General features: G+C 39.2%; 16 protein-coding genes. 8 read left to right on the forward strand and 8 right to left on the reverse strand.

Going from position 1 to position 18616, the window contains the following annotated elements; translation table 11 throughout:
• Nucleotides 1-520 precede the first annotated feature (520 nt).
• Nucleotides 521-1408, reverse strand: coding sequence for a DMT family transporter (locus CW745_RS00125; protein WP_238596635.1), 888 nt, complete (start codon nucleotides 1406-1408; stop codon nucleotides 521-523).
• A 359-nt stretch (nucleotides 1409-1767) separates the two neighbouring features.
• On the opposite strand from CW745_RS00125, the gene CW745_RS00130 reads away from it, so the two are divergent.
• Together CW745_RS00130 and CW745_RS00135 are read left to right on the forward strand one after the other, a co-directional pair.
• Nucleotides 1768-2346, forward strand: a complete 579-nt coding sequence (locus CW745_RS00130) for a GNAT family N-acetyltransferase (protein ID WP_101106366.1) — start codon at nucleotides 1768-1770, stop codon at nucleotides 2344-2346.
• Between the two features lie 13 nt (nucleotides 2347-2359).
• Nucleotides 2360-2929, forward strand: a complete 570-nt coding sequence (locus CW745_RS00135) for a hypothetical protein (protein WP_101106367.1) — start codon at nucleotides 2360-2362, stop codon at nucleotides 2927-2929.
• 304 nt (nucleotides 2930-3233) lie between these two features.
• Here CW745_RS00135 and CW745_RS00140 read toward each other — a convergent pair whose 3' ends face one another.
• The 5 genes from CW745_RS00140 to CW745_RS00160 all read right to left on the reverse strand — a co-directional run bounded on the left by CW745_RS00140 (nucleotide 3234) and on the right by CW745_RS00160 (nucleotide 7541).
• Nucleotides 3234-3941 carry a FadR/GntR family transcriptional regulator gene (locus CW745_RS00140; protein WP_101106368.1) on the reverse strand — a complete coding sequence of 236 codons (708 nt, stop codon included), beginning with the start codon at nucleotides 3939-3941 and terminating at the stop codon, nucleotides 3234-3236.
• Nucleotides 3942-4104: 163 nt separating this feature from the next.
• Nucleotides 4105-5598, reverse strand: coding sequence for a tripartite tricarboxylate transporter permease (locus tag CW745_RS00145; RefSeq protein WP_101106369.1), 1494 nt, complete (start codon nucleotides 5596-5598; stop codon nucleotides 4105-4107).
• A gap of 9 nt (nucleotides 5599-5607) precedes the next feature.
• On the reverse strand, nucleotides 5608-6054 hold the full coding sequence (locus CW745_RS00150) for a tripartite tricarboxylate transporter TctB family protein (protein WP_101106370.1): 447 nt from the start codon (nucleotides 6052-6054) through the stop codon (nucleotides 5608-5610).
• Between the two features lie 62 nt (nucleotides 6055-6116).
• Nucleotides 6117-7043, reverse strand: a complete 927-nt coding sequence (locus CW745_RS00155; protein ID WP_101106371.1) for a tripartite tricarboxylate transporter substrate binding protein — start codon at nucleotides 7041-7043, stop codon at nucleotides 6117-6119.
• Nucleotides 7044-7067: 24 nt separating this feature from the next.
• Nucleotides 7068-7541, reverse strand: a complete 474-nt coding sequence (locus CW745_RS00160; RefSeq protein ID WP_101106372.1) for a hypothetical protein — start codon at nucleotides 7539-7541, stop codon at nucleotides 7068-7070.
• An 833-nt stretch (nucleotides 7542-8374) separates the two neighbouring features.
• Between CW745_RS00160 and CW745_RS00165 the strand changes: the two genes are divergently transcribed.
• The 4 genes from CW745_RS00165 (at nucleotide 8375) to pstB (ending at nucleotide 11781) form a co-directional block, all read left to right on the forward strand.
• Nucleotides 8375-9187 carry a phosphate ABC transporter substrate-binding protein gene (locus CW745_RS00165; RefSeq protein WP_101106373.1) on the forward strand — a complete coding sequence of 271 codons (813 nt, stop codon included), beginning with the start codon at nucleotides 8375-8377 and terminating at the stop codon, nucleotides 9185-9187.
• Nucleotides 9188-9268: 81 nt separating this feature from the next.
• Nucleotides 9269-10174 (forward strand): phosphate ABC transporter permease subunit PstC, encoded by a 906-nt coding sequence (gene pstC, locus CW745_RS00170; RefSeq protein WP_101106374.1) that lies wholly within the window; start codon nucleotides 9269-9271, stop codon nucleotides 10172-10174.
• A complete protein-coding gene (gene pstA / locus CW745_RS00175) occupies nucleotides 10174-11019 on the forward strand; it encodes a phosphate ABC transporter permease PstA (protein ID WP_101106375.1) in 846 nt (281 codons plus the stop codon). Before pstC ends, pstA begins: the two co-directional genes overlap by 1 nt.
• A 12-nt stretch (nucleotides 11020-11031) precedes the next feature.
• A complete protein-coding gene (pstB, locus tag CW745_RS00180; protein ID WP_101106376.1) occupies nucleotides 11032-11781 on the forward strand; it encodes a phosphate ABC transporter ATP-binding protein PstB in 750 nt (249 codons plus the stop codon).
• Between the two features lie 1391 nt (nucleotides 11782-13172).
• Here the strand turns inward: pstB and CW745_RS00185 are convergent.
• Nucleotides 13173-14003 (reverse strand): abortive infection family protein, encoded by an 831-nt coding sequence (locus CW745_RS00185; protein ID WP_101106377.1) that lies wholly within the window; start codon nucleotides 14001-14003, stop codon nucleotides 13173-13175.
• Between the two features lie 264 nt (nucleotides 14004-14267).
• On the reverse strand, nucleotides 14268-14948 hold the full coding sequence (locus CW745_RS00190; protein ID WP_238596636.1) for a pseudouridine synthase: 681 nt from the start codon (nucleotides 14946-14948) through the stop codon (nucleotides 14268-14270).
• A gap of 214 nt (nucleotides 14949-15162) precedes the next feature.
• Here CW745_RS00190 and CW745_RS00195 point away from each other — a divergent pair, with 214 nt between their 5' ends.
• Both CW745_RS00195 and CW745_RS00200 read left to right on the forward strand, forming a co-directional pair.
• The gene (locus CW745_RS00195; protein ID WP_101106378.1) at nucleotides 15163-17391 is read left to right on the forward strand and encodes an NADP-dependent isocitrate dehydrogenase; all 2229 of its coding nucleotides are present in this window, start codon (nucleotides 15163-15165) and stop codon (nucleotides 17389-17391) included.
• A gap of 532 nt (nucleotides 17392-17923) precedes the next feature.
• A complete protein-coding gene (locus CW745_RS00200) occupies nucleotides 17924-18586 on the forward strand; it encodes a response regulator transcription factor (protein ID WP_101106379.1) in 663 nt (220 codons plus the stop codon).
• Nucleotides 18587-18616: the final 30 nt, after the last annotated feature.

Raw genomic sequence — 18616 nt, forward strand, 5'->3', positions numbered from 1 at the left:
AATAAAAAAAGTATGTATTACATTACTAAAAAGTATTAAAAAGATAAAGTGGAGAAAATTTTTAAGCACTAAAACGGCGGCTAAATTCAAAAGCTAACCAGTCTTGTTAGTTAACCTCAGTTCTGGCTAAACAAAGCGATACAATACCGCTGTTTGCGCGAGTTTCGGCGTTAAGCATCTACTAATAACCTGTTATTGCGACGATAGTTTGCCTTGAACTACGCAAAACTAACGGCACTTTATTATAAAAGTAGCCACATCATGATTTTAAAGGCCATAACGCTTCAATTAACCAGAAATGAGGTTAGTTAAGATTTACGCTATCTGTGTTGTGAGTCTTGAAGAGATAATATTTAACTTCTTCATCTCACGTCTTGGTCGTTTTAACTTATCCTAAGCAATACGGGAGCACTTTCTAAATTCCATTGGTATAACAGTTTACGACTACCACTGACAGTCGTGGACTGCGTTAACAATAAAAACTGAGCTTTAGTCATATACTCTTATTATATTTTCGCCTTTAATGCTTTTTAGCAAATACATTCACTAATGCCCCTAAAATAATTAATCCGCCACCAGATAATGTCCAAAGTGACGGAATTTCGCTAAATATTAGGAAACCTAATATGATTGAAAATACGACTTGGATATATGAGAACGCACTCACTTTACTCGCTACTTCGCTTTGCATCGCTTTAGTCAGGCCAACTTGACCAACCTGTGTAAAAATCCCTACAAATAAGAGTAAAACTAATGCCTCTGTATTGGGCATAACAAAGTCATTACCTAATAATATTAATGACAGTGGTAATGCAATTAAAGGAAAGTAAAAGATAATTACCGAACTGTCTTCAGTTTGGCTTAAACGTTTAACTATCACATATGCGATGGCGCTACCTAAGGCACCAAACAGGGCAACAAAGATGCTTAGCCAAGGCATCACTACTTCGCTACCTGCCTCTGTTATTGATAAATTCGGCATCACCATCACCAATAAACCAAGTAAACTGAGCAGAATGCATAATATTGTTGAGCGTTGAATCTTTTCTTTGAGGAACAAGAAGGCCAATAAAGCAGTAAATACAGGATAGGTGTACTGCAACAAGGTTGCCTCTGCGAGTGGCAGGGTTGTTACGGCATAATAAACACAAATTAATGCGAATGTTCCCATCACACCACGGGCGACAAGCAACTTCCTATTATTGCCCCAGACTGCAATTTTTTTTCTTTTTATATCGACATAACTAATGATTAAAGACACCAATCCACGTGCTGCCACTATTTCAAAAACGGGAATGTGGTGAGTATTCACTAATTTTACGCAGGCTGTCATTAATGAGAATGCAAAAGCGGAGAGAAGCATAAAGCGCAAGCTGGGAGGGAAATAGGATAATAATGGATTAATCATAATGGCTTTTTCAGAGTGATAAACAGTGAGTGTATACTAATTGTATAAAATGAGAGAGTAGAAGTTGTACACAAAAGTTTATTTATAGTCAGATCAATAGCAATCATATTTTTTAGTTAGTGCTAATACTGAGTAATAGTTAAGTTAAGTTATGTAATTCATTCTGCTATTGATAGCTGATTAAATGTAGAAAACGATGAATATATTACTGTTGCATTGCTCATTATGCATAAGATTACATATTTCCAGCATAAATAATTGCGTTATTTATTAGCTAATCTTAATTGTTATTAAGATTTGATTTAGCGCATAGTGTTTATTCGATACACCATTATACGTATAAATTATGAGTAAATAGCATGTTGATTTTTCAGCGCATTGAGCACCCTACAGATCCCTCTTTTGAAATTGCTTTCGCACTTTACCAAATGAGCTTTCCTGAATTTGAGCGACGATTAAAAGTGGATCAGATTGATGCTTTGAGTGATAAAGACTATCACTTTATTGTGATTAAAAACCAAGCTGGAGAGTTTCTCGGTTTTATAATGGCATGGCATAGTGAGCACTTTTTTTATATCGAACATTTGGCGTTGTTGCCATCTGCAAGAGGAAAACAGGTTGGCAGTTTTGTGCTGACGCAATTAAAAGAGGAGATTGAAACAACCATTATTTTAGAGGTGGACCCTGCGATTGATAAAACGTCGATTAAAAGAGTGCGCTTTTACCAGCGTTTAGACTTTGTCGAAAGTGGTTTTTCGTATATTCACCCCTCATATGCTCAGCAAGCACAGCCACATCAGTTAGATGTGATGGCTTTTCCAAGTTTGTCTGAGCCTCTATTTTTTGAATTTAGACAGTACTTAAAAACGCGTGTCATGCAATATTCGCAGCAGAATGAGTATCAATGTAATGCAAGCAAGGAGCTAAGGTATTTATAAGGGAGATAACAATATGATTCAAAAAGTGAAGCCTACTAATGTCGGTTTTGGTTGTAGTGCGTTTAAGTTTGCGGTGTATATTGCTAATAAACCAGCGCTTTCAGAATATGATAATTTACAGAGTATGCAGACTTTAGCTGCGCAAGAGATCGCTCATATTGGTCAGTGCTGTGGTAACGGGTGGCGGAAAGTATTTAACGTTTATAGTAAATTATTATATGCGTTAGACCCGCAGTGCTTTTCATTTATGCAACGCGCTTCAACTTGGCAGAAATATCGCGACCAGTATTTATTGCAACAGGGTAGTGCGACGGCATTACTATTTAGCGCACCAAAAATAACCGACCTCCGAACTGGAGAGCATAACTGTATTCATATTATCAGTGGTAAAACCTATGCTAAAACGCTTATTGAAAGTGGTCAATTACAAACCTCATTGACTTGGTTAGATGAGCACTTTGCTATTGACGTTTCTAAGCGATTGATTGTTTGTCCATACTTCGATTATCGTCAGTTATCTAATGCCAAAATTGAGTTTTTAGCCAATTTAATCAAAGAGCTGGTTAATGATAAATTGTGCTAAGCAACCCGAGATCTGGATAAGCAAAGCGATTCAATACTGCTATTTCCGCGAATTTCAGCGTTAAATCATCTACCAATAACCAGCTATTGCGACGATAATTTGCCTTGAACTACGCAAAACTAACGGCACTGAATTATAAAAGTAGCAATATCATGATATTAAACGCCATAACGCGTCCATTAACCAGAATTGAGGTTAAATATGATTATATTGAAATCGTGTCCCTCGATAAGTAATAATGTTCGGCAAGCTTTGGGCAATACCTAAGCGAACCTTCACTTATTCGCTATAAAAATTTAAGAGTTTAATGAGGCAGTCGGTGCTTCTCTTCTACTAATAAGAAACGAGAAGCATTACGTGCTTTTTCTGCTTTACCTGCCATTATGGCTAAATAGATATCACGGTGCTCTTCGATACAGGCGCCACCCTCTTGTGAAGAGTGGTTAATAAAACTTTTAAAGATGGTTGCTAATACATTGGCAAAAGGTAGGTAAAAATCATTGCCTGTTGATAAGAAAATTAAACGATGAAAGTCCATATCAACTTCTTCCCAGCGCTGTTGATCAAAATTTTTCGCTATTTCTTCCATTTTTTGAAAAGTGTTTGATAACTCAATACGCTGTTGTGCTGTTGCATTGATGGCCGCTAAAGCGCAAGCTGCTGGTTCGATCGCTTTACGCAGACCGAGAAACTGTTGATAAAAGCATTCAGACTGTTGAAGACCATCCATCCAATCAAGTAATTGTGGATCAAGAAAATTCCAGTTGGCTTGCTCGATTACCGTGGTGCCGAGTTTAGGCTTAGATCGAAGTAGACCTTTTGAAGTGAGTAGTTTTATTGCTTCTCGTAATGCAGTACGACTGATACCAAATTGCACACATAGTGCCATTTCGTTTGGAATGATTTTTCCCTGCGGTAAATCCCCTGTGATGATACTGCGTGCTAAAGAGCGAGCTGCCTGCACATGCAAACTTCGAGATGAGCCTGATATGGTGGTAAAAGTAGAAGACATAGTAACCCTTATTAATATTCACAATATTATGTTGAGAGACAGTTATAGATAACACTAATTAATAATACAATACTACAAGATTGCTGATGGGTATATAAGTTTGTAGGTTTGAGGGTGATACTTAAGCGAGATAAAAACGCTTAAGTATCTATTTTATAAGTTATTATTTTTTTCCTTCTCGCTCTTTTTCTCGCTTTTTAAATTTCATGGTTGAATATACAGAGAAAGCAGCTAGCAGGATAAAGGCCAATGCAATAGGGCGATCATAGAGGAATGACCAACTACCTTCATACATCATTAATGACTTTCTGAGGTTTGTCTCTGCCATTGGGCCTAGAATAATCGCTAATAAAATTGGCGATGAAGGGATCTCTAATTTATTTAAAATAAACCCTAATAAACCAAAGGAGATTGCAATACCTACATCAAACATAGAGTTATTAATTGCATAAGCACCAATAATTGATAGGAAAATAATGATTGGGATCATCAACATTTTAGGTACTTCGATAATGCGACAGAAGAAGCGTATACCAATTAGGCCAATAATTAACATCACAATATTTGCAACAATCATTGAACTAAAAATACCGTAAACAATTTCCGGATTTTGGGTAAACAGAAGTGGACCAGGGGTTAGCCCTTGTACAATTAGTGCGCCTAATAACACGGCTGAAACAGCATCACCAGGAACGCCTAATGTTAATAAAGGAACTAATGAACCACCTGTTACCCCATTGTTTCCTGATTCAGCAGCAGCCAAACCACAAATTGAGCCGTTACCAAACTCCTCTGGTTTTGCCGCCACCCGTTTTGCTTCGTTATAACAAACAAAGGCTGATATATCGGCCCCTGCACCAGGGACTGAACCGATTGATGTGCCAATTAACCCGCTTTTAATCGTCGTTGGTAAAATCTTTTTAAAGTCCAAAAAGCTTAATAATTTATAGTTAAATTTAGGCGTTACTTCTTGTTTATTCTTGGAGAGTTTTTCCAGTTGATTTAATGCTTCTGAAATTGCAAATAAGCCAATTAAAACAGGAATAATGTTAATACCACTATATAAATCCATAATCCCAAAAGTAAAGCGTGGAACACTGGTGATCGGATCTAAGCCTACCATCGCAACCAATAAGCCAATAGTACCTGCTAGCAGTCCCTTCATAATGCTTTTAGCTGAAACACTGGCAATAATCGTTAAGCCAAATATCGCGAGAGCAAAGTATTCCGGTGCATTAAATCGAAGGGCAAAGTCCGCCAAGATAGGCGCAATTGCAATCAGCACAACAGTACTAATTAACCCGCCAATAAACGAAGCAACGGCGGCAACACTTAGCGCTCTTGCTGCAAAGCCTTTAATGGCCATCGTATGACCATCCAATACTGATGCAGCAGAAGCTGGGGTACCTGGCGTTTTAAGTAAAATTGCAGCCACTGAGCCACCATAAATGCCACCGATATAAACACCGATTAACATCACTAGAGCTGGTGTTGGCTCCATGCCGAAGGTGAAAGGGAGTAAAATAGCCACCCCCATTGTCGCGGTTAAACCAGGAAGCGCACCTAAGATAACACCACCAAGGACACCAAACACTAATATTGGGAATACGGACATACTGAAGGCCGCACCAAATCCACTTAATAAATAATCAATCATAATCATGCCCTAATAAAAGAGTAAACCTTCCGGTAATGAAATAACAAACACCTCACCAAAAAGATAATAGATGCTAAGAACAAAGACCCATGCAATCACGTAATACAGAGGTTGCTTAATTTTGTAATAAACAAGATAAAGGGTAAAACCAATAAGGCTGGCATATAGGTAACCGATAAGGCTAATTAATAGTGCATAACCAATTAAAAAAAGCACGCCAAATATAGACTCTCGTGAAATAAGTGGCGTCTCTTTTTGATGGGCTTTCTTTTGTAAATATTGAAAGATTAATACACAGCAAATGAACACTTGGATAATGGCGATGATAGCTGGGAAGAAACCTGCTCCAACAGATGCATCTTGATATCGAGGAACAGCGAATTGTGTAATAAGCACTAACGTGATCATGCTTACGATGATCATAAGTGCAGGAAAGATAATATTGCGATTGAACATAAGAGCTCCTTGAACGGTGAAGCCAAGATAAACGGGTTATCTTGGCTTGAGTAAATACAACGTTACTTAATTAACTCACCAAGTAGTTTTGTATCTTCTTTAACAAAGTCGGTAAACTCTTGCGCGTTCAGAGGGTGAATTGTCATTGCCCCTTTACTCATGAAGTCTTTGAACTCAGGCGTTGCCATGGCGGTATCAAATGCTTTACCTAAGATTTCAATAATTTCATCAGGGGTATTTTTTGGTGCTCCAATGCCACGCCATGTACCTGTTACAACATCCATACCTTGCTCTTTTAGCGTTGGTACATCAGGAATGTACGAAATACGCTCTGCTGACATAACCCCCAATGCTTTTAGCTGGCCTGATCGTAACTGTGCAATGGATTCACCCGGCGTTACCATCGTCACTGCAGTATGGTGTCCTAATACCGATGGAATTGCTTCTGAAGCGCCATTATATGGAATCGCATTAAGCTTAATACCTTGAGACTTTTCCAGTGCCATTAAGTAAAAGTTAGGTGCCGCCGTTGAAGCAAACTTAACTTTACCTGGATTCTTTTTCGCTTCAGCAACTAAATCATTAATCGTATTATATGGACTATCTGCAGGCACCAAAACCACCGCTGGATCTAAGTTAACCATGCGAATTAATTTAAAATCGTCAGCAGTTCGGTGCATTAATCCCATTTGTGGTAGTGAAGCTATTTCACGTGTTACTACTGTTAAAGTGTAACCATCTGCACGTTGTTGTGCACCATAACTCATACCAACAGCACCTGCACCACCGGTTCTGTTCATGACAGAGATGCTCGTACCAAGTACGTCTTTTGCACTGTTTGCAAGTGTACGACCCACTGCATCTGTACCCCCACCAGCACCAAAAGGAACGACTAAACGGATATTTTTAGATGGGTAATCAGCGGCAAAGCTACCTGCTGACATGATCAATCCTGCTGTAATGAGTGCTGTTTTTAGTAAGTTTTTCATGTTTTATCCTCTATTAAATGAAAGTTAGTCTCTGTGATCTTGAGTTGGATTTTGTATTTTATTTGTTTGGTAGTCATGCATAGCCAGTTGTTCAATCGCAACTGCAACCCAGCCACTGACTAACATGTCAAACCACTGTTCAACGCCACTGCAAGCAACAACAATATTGCCATATACAAAAGAGCCGTAAAAAAGTAGGTCTCCTTCACGTAGCGATGTAGGGTGAATGGATTGATGGTTTACATTTGCGCTTCCATCACGCCATGCTTGCTGTGCTTTTTTTCTCGCGAGTTGATCAAAGGGAATTGTCCACGTCTTTGGTTTTCCTAGCGATATTTCATAAAGGATGGCTTCATCAAAGCTAGACTCCCATGGTTTAAGTGTCGGATTCATCACCACAATATGAAGTTCTTTTCGGTTTGTTTGTTCAAAAAGGCGTTCGATAGCAGGGGTAACGAGTTTGATTGCATCAATTGCTAATTGTTTATGCGTTATCACGTGATGTTCCTTTTTCTAAGAGATATTGAAAACTTCATTTAATGGTATTGTATTATTAAATGATTTGTGTGCAGTTGGAGTTGTTCTGTGAGCTGATACAGGTTTTGAATTTTGCTTATGTGATCTTAATTACAAAAACGATTAGGATTGATGAAAAACACACCATTTAAAATTTAATTCATGAATAAAATAGGAATTGTTTTTGTGTAAGATGTTGATTTTAATTGGCTTTATTTTTGTTGATGCAAGGCGTTATGTTACATAAAGCGTTAATAATTTTACCCTGTTTGCCATTGGATATTTAGCTATGCTCTTGAAAGTACAGGTTAATAACTTTACTTTATTAGTAATACAATAATTTGTTTTTAATGCTTTTTATAACGTATTTCATCAGCAAAGTGAGGCGGATAAGGTGTTTTTTGCGTTAACCAGAACTAAATCCTTCAGCTTGTCATCGACTTTACCGCGACAAACGATGCAGAATAATCTCCAATCTTAAAGAGCTATCCCTTTATGAGTATAAAATTAATGTTAATAATTTACTTGTGCAAAAGAAAAAATAAGCCAGGTTAACCTCTCTTCATTTCTTTACCTATAAAGGGTTAGGTTTGTTTGTGCTGTTGCGAATGTTCAGCAATGAAATATCAACGTTTTTTGATGCAATAAAAATGTAACCTAACTGTCACATTGGCTTGCTTCAATACGCTCGCTTCCTACAGAGGCACACACTTTTTGTATTTGCCAGTGATATAAAGTGCAACGCTAATTTTGGCTAAGCGCTTATCCATATTAGGCAATTACTACTACTTAAAAAGAAAGAGCGAGATATAAAAATGAAAAAAGTTATTGGTTTAGTCGCAGCATTAGCATTAATCACAAGCCCGCTTTCATATGCAAGTAAAGCGATTACTGTTTCCGGTTCAACCTCTGTGACTAACGTAATGGAAGTTTTAGGTGAAACTTACCACAACGCAACAAACCATAATGTTGAAGTGCAAGGTACTGGATCGTCTGCGGGTATACGTGCTGCAAAGGATGGCACGAGCATGATCGGTATGTCATCACGTGACATTAAAGACGATGAAAAAACAGCGGGTACAAAAGAGGTGGTTATTGCTCGTGATGGTATTGCGGTGACCGTAAATAATAAAAACAGTGTTAAGGAATTAAGCAAAGAGCAAATCGCTAAAATTTACCGTGGCGAGTTAAAAAATTGGAGTGAGGTTGGTGGTGAAAATGCCCCTATCGTTGTAGTGACACGTGATGCAGCTTCGGGTACTCGCGGTGCATTTGAAGACATCATGAGTCTGCTTCGTGAAGTTAATGGCATGAAAGTCTCTGCGATCACGCCAACGGCACAAGTGGGTAACGGGAACGGTATGGTTAAAACGATTGTTGCAAATAACCCTTATGCAATCGGTTATATCTCTCTCGGTTCAGTTGATGACTCATTACGCGCACTGAGCGTTGATGGCGCAACGCCTAATGCTAAAACGATAGCATCTGGCGACTACAGTATTGCACGTCCATTTATTGTTTTAGTAAAAGAAAATGTTGCGCCACAAGCAACACAATTTATTGAATACATTCTTTCAAATGATGGTCAGCAAGTTGTGGAAGAGCAGGGGTATATCCGCGTTAACTAAAAACCAGCGCATAAAAACTCAGGCTTGAAAGTAAGCCTGAGTTATCAACAACGTTTTTGTAAAAATATTTTGAGGTAAGTGATGGATAATGCAATAACAATCCCCGCTGTTAAGTTGACAGAAAAAACAACGTCGCCACGTGATTGGGTCGGAGTCGGTTTCCACCTGCTATTTCTAGGCTGTGCCATGGTTGGTGTTTTGTCTGTTGTGACCATCGGCTGGTTTGTTTTTCATGAGGGGATACCTGCTTTTCAACAAGCTGGATTAACGCAGCTTGTATTCGGGCAAGAGTGGTTGCCACCGGCATTATTTGGTATTGCACCAATGATAGTCGCATCGCTTATCTCTACTTTTGGAGCCGTCCTGATTGGGGTACCTATCGCTATTCTTACCGCTGTATTTCTGGCAGAGCTTGCACCGAAATGGTTAGCTAACTTGGTGCGACCTGCGGTTGAGTTATTAGCAGGTATTCCTTCGGTTGTTTATGGCTTCTTTGGTTTAGTCATTATTGTGCCAATGATAGAAAGCCTGTTTAACATTCCAGCAGGTAATACCGTATTAGCCGGAATAATTGTCCTTGCGATAATGATTTTACCCACGGTAATCACCATTTCTGAAACCTCATTACGTGCGTTGCCAGCAACCTATAAAGAAGCCGCATTAGCCTTAGGTGCATCGCATATTTATAGTGTTTTTAAAGTACTAGTACCCGCTGCCCGTAGTGGCATTTACACCGGTATTTCACTTGGCATTGCACGTGCTATTGGCGAAACAATGGCGATTATTATGGTAATGGGTAATGCCCCAGCAATGCCTGGTTCTCTGCTTGAGCCAGCGCGAACATTAACCGCAAATATTGCGATGGAGATGTCCTATGCAACCGGCATCCATGCAAGTGCCCTTTATTCGACAGGTATTGTTTTACTGGTGTTTATCGTCATGTTAAACGCGAGTTTGTTATACATAAACCATAAGCGAGTTCACTAATGTTAAATAGACAACAGCAAGATAACTTATTACTCGGTGCTATTTGGACCTCTGCCAGTATTACCATTTTATTTTTATTGTGGGTTATGTGGCATATTTTAAGTAATGGTTTAAGTCACGTGAGTTGGGAGTTTATTACAGGTGCTTATACCCGTATTGGCGAAGCCTCTGGTATTTGGGCAATGATCGTTTCTACCGTTTACATGGTGGGATTATCACTTAGCATCGCGGCACCTATTGGCATAATGACAGCAATTTATTTAACCGAATATGCAAAACCTGGCAGTAAAGTTGTCAAAGTAATTCGTTTTTGTACCGAGTCATTAGCGGGTATTCCCTCGATTGTTTACGGTTTATTTGGAATGACCTTTTTTGTCACCACACTCGGGTTAGGTTTCTCGATATTAGCGGGGGCATTAACGCTTGCAATGTTGGTCTTGCCGGTCATTATTCGAACAACGGAAGAAGCATTAATGGCCGTGCCACCAAGCTATCGAGAGGGCGGATACGCTTTAGGCTCCTCAAAAATATATACCATTTGGCGTCTTATTTTACCCAGTGCGATGCCCGGTATTATTACCTCAATTATTTTAAGTACTGGTCGTGTTATCGGCGAGTCTGCACCGGTATTTTTAACCGCAGGTATGGTGACACAGATTCCTGAGTCTGTTTTAGATTCTGGGCGAACACTGACCGTGCATTTATACAAATTAACACAAGAGTTATTTACACAATCAGAATGGGATCAAGCCTATGCAACGGCGACGATATTAATCGTATTAGTCCTTGTTTTGAACCTAATAACCAAAGTTATTACTCAGCGTTACAACAAAGCATCACATTAAAGGCAGAATAAAATGAGTAAATTAAGTATTAAAAACCTAAACCTGTTTTATGGCGAGACACATGCCTTAAAAGATATCTCACTGGAGATACCTAATCGCCAAGTAACGGCATTAATTGGTCCTTCTGGCTGTGGTAAATCAACGTTACTACGTACGTTAAATCGAATGAATGATTTAGTTGAAAATGTCAAAATTAACGGTGATGTTCACTTTGATGGCAGTGATATTTATCGCGATTCAGATGTAAAAACACTGCGTAAACGTGTTGGCATGGTATTTCAAAAGCCCAATCCTTTTCCAATGAGTATTTATGAAAATGTTGCCTTTGGTTTAAAAGCTCAGGGAATTAAAAGCAAACAAAAACTCGATGAAGTGGTTGAAGAATCATTACGTGGCGCCGCCCTTTGGGAAGAGGTTAAAGATCGTTTAGACAGTGATGCATTTGGTTTATCTGGCGGTCAGCAACAACGTTTGTGTATAGCGCGGGCGATTGCGATGGAGCCTGAGGTGATTTTAATGGATGAGCCCACCAGTGCGTTAGATCCAATTGCAACGCATAAAATTGAAGAGTTGATGGATGAGTTACGCCACAAATTTACCATTGTTATTGTGACGCATTCAATGAATCAAGCTAAGCGTATCGCTGATAAAACCGCTTTCTTTTGGATGGGAGAGCTTGTTGAACATGGCAATACCGCTCAAGTATTTAATCAACCCATTGATTCTCGCACCCAAGGCTACGTAAGTGGCGAATTTGGGTAAGGCTTGAAACTTGTCCTGCCAATAATCAAACCCATTTCGCAGCAGTTTCGCCTTTCGGCGACATTACTTTTCTCTCAGCCGCAAGAGAAAAGTAATGTTTTAGCGAATGAGTGCCGTTCCTAGACGTTTTGATATTTTACAAAATAAATATCTTTAAACGCACCTGCTCGTCAAGTTAGTCCGGTCTGAAATTAGGTCTACTTGGCCGCGGTTTCGCCTTTCGGCGAGTCACTTTTTCTCAACAGCAAGAAAAAGTAACCAAAAAGTGCCGTTCCGAATCATTTTTTATTCTGCTAAAAAGAATTACTTCTTAACGCACCGTGGTTGAATGCACATCCCTGTGCATGCAACCACTAATGAAATCATCCATGATTTCTTTTGCTAAAGTAATGCTTTCCAGCAGAAAAATGAAACGGAAACTTTGTGTATACGCATTGAGTGGTTAAAGTCTCAAATTGTTTAAGGTATGTTTTGCCTTCTGCTGTACAAGCCAGTGCGTTATAAGCAAACAGGCCGTGCAAATTAGAAAATGGTGGGGCGCCTTTCTTTTGGTTCCGTTTTTTTTGGCAGTTCAAAGAAAATGAACTCGCCAAAGGCGAAACACCCGCAAACGAGAGCCTAGATAGGCTAGTTTTTTTAGTTGTATTTAATTTTAACCTGCCCCCAGTTATTACCAGCTATTATGTGTAGATTTCAGTTCGTCAAAGCTCATCCAGTCGGAAATTAAACTTACTTGGCAGAGGTTTCGCCTTTCGGCGAGTTACTTTTTCTCAACAGCAAGAAAAAGTAACCAAAAAGTGCCGTTCCGAATCATTTTTATCTGCTAGAAAGAATTACTTATTAACGCACTGTGGTTGAATGCACATCCCTGTGCATGCAACCACTAATGAAATCATCCATGATTTCCTTTGCTAAAGTAATGCTTTCCAGCAGAAAAATGAAACGGAAACTTTGTGTATACGCATTGAGTGGTTAAAGTCTCAAATTGTTTAAGGTATGTTTTGCCTTCTGCTATAGAAAACAGCTCAAAGCGTATCGACAATTCCCCTTCTATTTTCTTGCTAAGGCATGATTGCTTAGCAAGGCCCGACATGGATGTCGGGGTTAGGCTTGATTCAGCACATGGATGTGCTGTACAAGCCGGTGCGTTATAAGCAAACAGGCCGTGCAAATTAGAAAATGGTGGGGCGGCCTTTCTTTTGGTTCCGTTTTCTTTGGCAGTTCAAAGAAAATGAACTCGCCAAGGGCGAAACACCCGAAAACGAGAGCCTAGATAGGCTAGTTTTTTTAGTTGTATTTAATTTTAACCTGACCTCAGTTATTTCTATTGCACCGTTAACCTATTTTGTGGAGTGTTGAATCCGAGAAAGTATTTGGCAGTGCACTTTGGTTTAGTTATTTTGTCTCCGCTCATCCCAAGTTTCTAGAATAAAGAGGGAAATAGTATGAGCAGAATGAATAGCGAGTCGAGCATGTCTTGGCTTTAGATTATAGATTTTACGGCCTTCACCATGAGCCGAGCTGGCATGAGTACGGAAAGCTCCAATCCCATCAACTATTGAAATAATTCCTGTTAGGACTTTTTTGAGATCATCATCTTGAACCAATTTAGGATCGAAACCTAGATCGTTGCGAACTAGCTTCCAGACATTTTGAAGATCTTGTTTTTGAGGTTTATCCAAGCATTCATCCGCGATATAAACTTTAAAGATTGACTCTAAAATATTACATGCAGCTGATACTGCTTCTCTTGGCTCTGAGTTTACATTGGCTAGTGCTCTAGTAAACTCAGCATCAATTGATGGAATATCCCGACCTTTGATAAGCTCTGACAAAGCTTTACTTGGAGCTGAGCTACCATCAGAAATATGTCCGCCAGAAGTGTAAGTAAGATTGCACTTGCCAAAGATTGATAATAGCTTTTCTTTGAACTCTTTTTTATGGTTTGTTACGTTATGGCCCCACAAAACCTGATCTTGTTCGTCTTGTTCTGGTAACTCCATATGAATCTCAATCAATTTCCCCAATATTTGTAATGGGTGCTCTGACTCTTTATTTATTCTTCTAAGCCATTCTTGAACCTTCACCGTCTTTGAGCCTTCTGGAGGTTCCCCTGGTGCATCAGCATATAAAAACAGGTTATTTATGCCCGCATGTGTTTCTATATCGGGAAGGTTTTGAGAGACAACCGCGATAACAGGGGCTGGGATTTCTTTTTTCATCGTACCTCGAAAATTGAATTAAATAGTTAACAGGGCAATTAACGAGATAAATTCCAGATTTGCACGTAAAATTTTTTATCTAATTAATTAGTTTCTATTGATGTTAATGGATAATACTTTTTATTCAATGAATTAAAGTTGAAACTGAAGGTTATAACATGGGGGAGAGGAGACCGTGATAAGTGAAACGTACTGGTTTAACTAACAGCTGACAGCTAAAAACTGACAGCTTCTTTTTCCCTCCAAGCCTTCTAGCAATAAGCTTTACAGCTCTTTGTATTTCCCATTCTCAATCCCATCAATCGACCATTCACCAATCGAATAACGAATCAAACGAAGCGTTGGAAAACCGATGTTTGCGGTCATGCGGCGTACTTGACGGTTACGACCTTCATTGATGGTGATTGCAAGCCAAGTGGTGGGGATGTTGGCGCGTTCACGAATCGGTGGATAGCGATCCCAGACCTTAGGTTTGTCCATGATGCTTACTTTTGCAGGTAAGGTTAGTCCATCTTTAAGTTCAACCCCTTTACGTAACTTTTCAAGATCAGCTTCCGTTGGTGCGCCTTCTACTTGTGCCCAATAGGTCTTATCGGTTTTTTCGCCGGGCTGGGTGATCTTAGCCTGTAAAATACCATCGTTGGTAAGCAGTAATAACCCCTCGCTGTCTCTGTCTAAACGGCCGGCTGCATAGATATCTGGAATATTAATAAAGTCTTTTAAGGTCATTCGATCACCTTCATCGGTGAACTGGCTTAGTACATCAAAAGGCTTATTAAACAACACGATTTTTTGCATCGATTGCGGTAAAGGCTTTTTAGTCGCATAGGTTTTATGCGCGGGCTTTTTAACATTAAAATGAGTTGGCTTTTTGCCTTTTTTCTTGGCCGGTTTTGAGGCGTTACCGAACTTATTCTTAGGCTTTTTAACGGGGGAATGACTCACTGAAACACCTTCACTTATATCTTCAAAATAGGTAAAAATGTTAGTGTAACAGAATCATTAAAATGCACACTTCACAAATTATGATCCCGAGTGCCTGAAAGGGTCTGCGGAATCAGCTCAAAAGTAGACTATTTTTGAGTTTTCGCTATGATGTGCGCATCAATTTTACGATGTAACAAATTCATAACATCAGTATTTTTTTAAAGGAAGCAAAATGACAGATAAATCAGCTAAGATCATCTATACATTAACGGATGAAGCGCCAGCACTTGCAACACACTCTTTACTACCAATTGTTAACGCATTCACTAAAGCGGCTGACATTGCTGTTGAAACTCGTGACATCTCTGTTGCTGCTCGTATTATTTCTCACTTCTCTGATTGTTTAACTGCTGAGCAACAATTACCAGATTCACTGGCTGAATTAGGTGAATTGGCTAAGACGCCAGAAGCAAACATTATCAAGCTACCTAACGTAAGCGCTTCAATTCCACAGCTACAAGCTGCGATTAAAGAGCTTCAATCACACGGTTACGCTTTACCAGACTTCCCTGAAGTACCTGCAAATGCAGCAGAAGAAGAAACTAAAGCGCGTTATGCACGTGTTTTAGGCTCTGCTGTAAACCCAGTTTTACGTGAAGGTAACTCTGACCGTCGTGTTGCAGATGCTGTTAAACAGTACGCACAAGATAACCCGCACCGTATGGGCGCATGGTCTAAAGAATCTAAATCACACGTTGCTAACATGACTGATGGTGATTTCTACAGCGCTGAGCAATCTGTTGTTTTAGAACAAGATGACGATGTTAAAATCGAATTTACAAATGCAGCTGGCGAAACCTCAGTATTAAAAGCCTCTACGCCAGTTCTTAAAGATGAGCTAATTGATTCATCTCGCATGAGCGCTAAAGCATTACGTGCTTACTTTGAAAAAGAGATGACTGAAGCAAAAGAAAACAACATCATGCTTTCACTTCACCTTAAAGCTACGATGATGAAAGTGTCTGATCCAATTATGTTTGGTCACGCAGTAACGGTTTACTTTAAAGATGTATTTACCAAGCACGCTGAGCTGTTTAAAGAGCTAGGTGTTGATGAGCGTAACGGTTTAGGTGATGTTTACGCTAAAATCGAAAATATTGATGCAGCTAAAAAAGCTGAAGTAGAAGCGGATATCCAAGCGGTTTACGCAACACGTCCAAGCCTTGCAATGGTTGACTCTGATAAAGGTATCACTAACCTTCACGTACCAAGTGACGTTATCATCGATGCTTCTATGCCTGCAATGGTGCGTTCAAGCGGTCAAATGTGGAACACGGAAGGCAAACTTGAAGATACTAAAGCATTAATTCCAGATCGTTGTTACGCAGGTATCTACGAAGAAACAATTAAATTCTGTCGTGAAAATGGTGCATTTGATCCAGCGACAATGGGTAACGTATCAAACGTTGGCCTAATGGCGCAAAAAGCGGAAGAGTACGGTTCACACGATAAAACTTTCCAAATTGCAGAAGCAGGTACGGTTAAAGTGATTAACCAAGCAGGCGACGTATTAATGTCTCACGACGTTGAGCAAGGTGATATTTGGCGTATGTGCCAAGCGAAAGACATTCCAATTCGTGACTGGGTACGTTTAGGTGTTAGCCGTGCACAAGCAACAGGTCAACCTGCGGTGTTCTGGTTAGATGAAAACCGCGCACATGATGCAAACCTAATCAAGAAGGTAAATACTTACCTACAAGATCACGATACAACGGGGTTAGAGATTAAAATCCTATCGCCAGTTGAAGCTTGTAAATACTCATTACAACGCGTTAAAGAGGGTAAAAACACTATCTCTGTAACGGGTAACGTTTTACGTGATTACTTAACTGACTTATTCCCAATTTTAGAGCTGGGTACAAGTGCTAAAATGCTTTCAATTGTTCCTCTTCTTAATGGCGGTGGTCTATTTGAAACAGGTGCTGGTGGATCTGCGCCTAAACACGTTCAACAGTTTGTTGAAGAAAACCACTTACGTTGGGATTCTTTAGGTGAGTTCTTAGCACTTGCTGTATCAATTGAAGATATCGCTGCAAAAACGGGTAATGCACAGGCGGTGGTATTGGCTGAAGCGTTACATGCTGCCAACGGTAAGTTCCTTAAAGAAGATAAATCTCCTTCTCGTAAAGTGAATGAGCTTGATAACCGTGGTAGTCACTTCTACCTAGCACTATACTGGGCTGAAGCACTTGCTGCACAAACAACAGATGCTGCACTTCAAGCACAGTTCACACCTCTTGCTAAAGCATTAGTTGAAAACGAAGCGACGATTGTTGCAGAGTTGAATGGTGCACAGGGTGTTGAAGTTGATTTAGGTGGTTACTTCCATACTGATCAGGATAAAGTAGCAAAAGCGATGCGTCCAAGTAAAACATTGAATGATGCATTAGCAAACATTTAATATTTACTAAATATACTATTTAGAAAGGCGCTTCGGCGCCTTTTTTGTTTCTGGAACTTGTTTAATACTAATACCAAATCCATTAAATAACTGATCAATCTTGCTTGTTAAAAAAGCTATTTCAGCGTTAAAAGTTTTGCAAATAGAACAACTATTTACTGTAACTTTCGCCTTGTGCTACCTCCTTTTTCCTACGTAAAATTTGAACACTATATTAGTGGAATTGGTATAACTTATTTTTTAAATTTAAGCCACCTGAGTTGTGTGTTGAATAATGAATAACTAATACCAAACGAAATAAATAGCTGATCTATTTTAGTGGTTAAAGTAACTTATTTCCTGCGCAAAATTTAGATCACAGACTTAATTCGATTGGTATAACTCTTGCATCTTACGCTTTAGCTGTTTAAATTTTCCTAGGCAACATTCGATCACTTTCTAAATTCCATCTTTATAGCTAAAACAATGATTGATATTTACAAACTGAAAAAATATAATGCGAATCATTATCGTTATCATTTTTAAGGTTGTCATGTTTCATATTGCTATTCTCGGTGATAATTTGCCACGCTGTGAATTATTAACAAAGGTGTTAAAAAAAGCGCGTTATCGTGTTACTTGTTTACAGGAGGAAACCCAACTTTCTAATACTCTAACGCATTTAAATGCTGATCTTGTGCTTATGGAGTACAGTAACCCAAACAATGATTTATTAAAGTTAATCAGTGATATCAGTCAGAGTTTTGCGATTCCTATTCTTTTACTCACCTCCTCAGAGCATCAGCAATATGCAATTGAAGGCTTACGTTCAGGAGCGGATCAATACCTCATTAAACCTCATAGTAATAGTACATTGTTGGTATTTATTGAAGTGCTATTACGCCGTGTTGCACTCGAGCAACAACGTGCCGCATTTCAACATTGTAGCCAGCAGTTTTCATTAAAGATTGCACGTTTACCATTAACTGAAACCGAACAATCATTAGTGCAATATTTAAGTAAAAGTGCAGGTGATATTATCTCTAAAATGACTTTGCAAAAAGAGGTACTCAAGAAAGAGCTTTGTCCCTTTGATCGTAATTTAGATGTGCATATCAGCAACATCCGCCGAAAGATGCAGGGAGCAGGGCTTTCCAAACAACATATTAAAACAGTGCATGGCCAAGGCTATCGTTTTTCTGAACAACTGCTTTAACGCCTATTAATCTATCGCTTTTCCTTAACC

Source organism: Psychromonas sp. psych-6C06 (assembly GCF_002835465.1).
GTDB lineage: Bacteria > Pseudomonadota > Gammaproteobacteria > Enterobacterales > Psychromonadaceae > Psychromonas.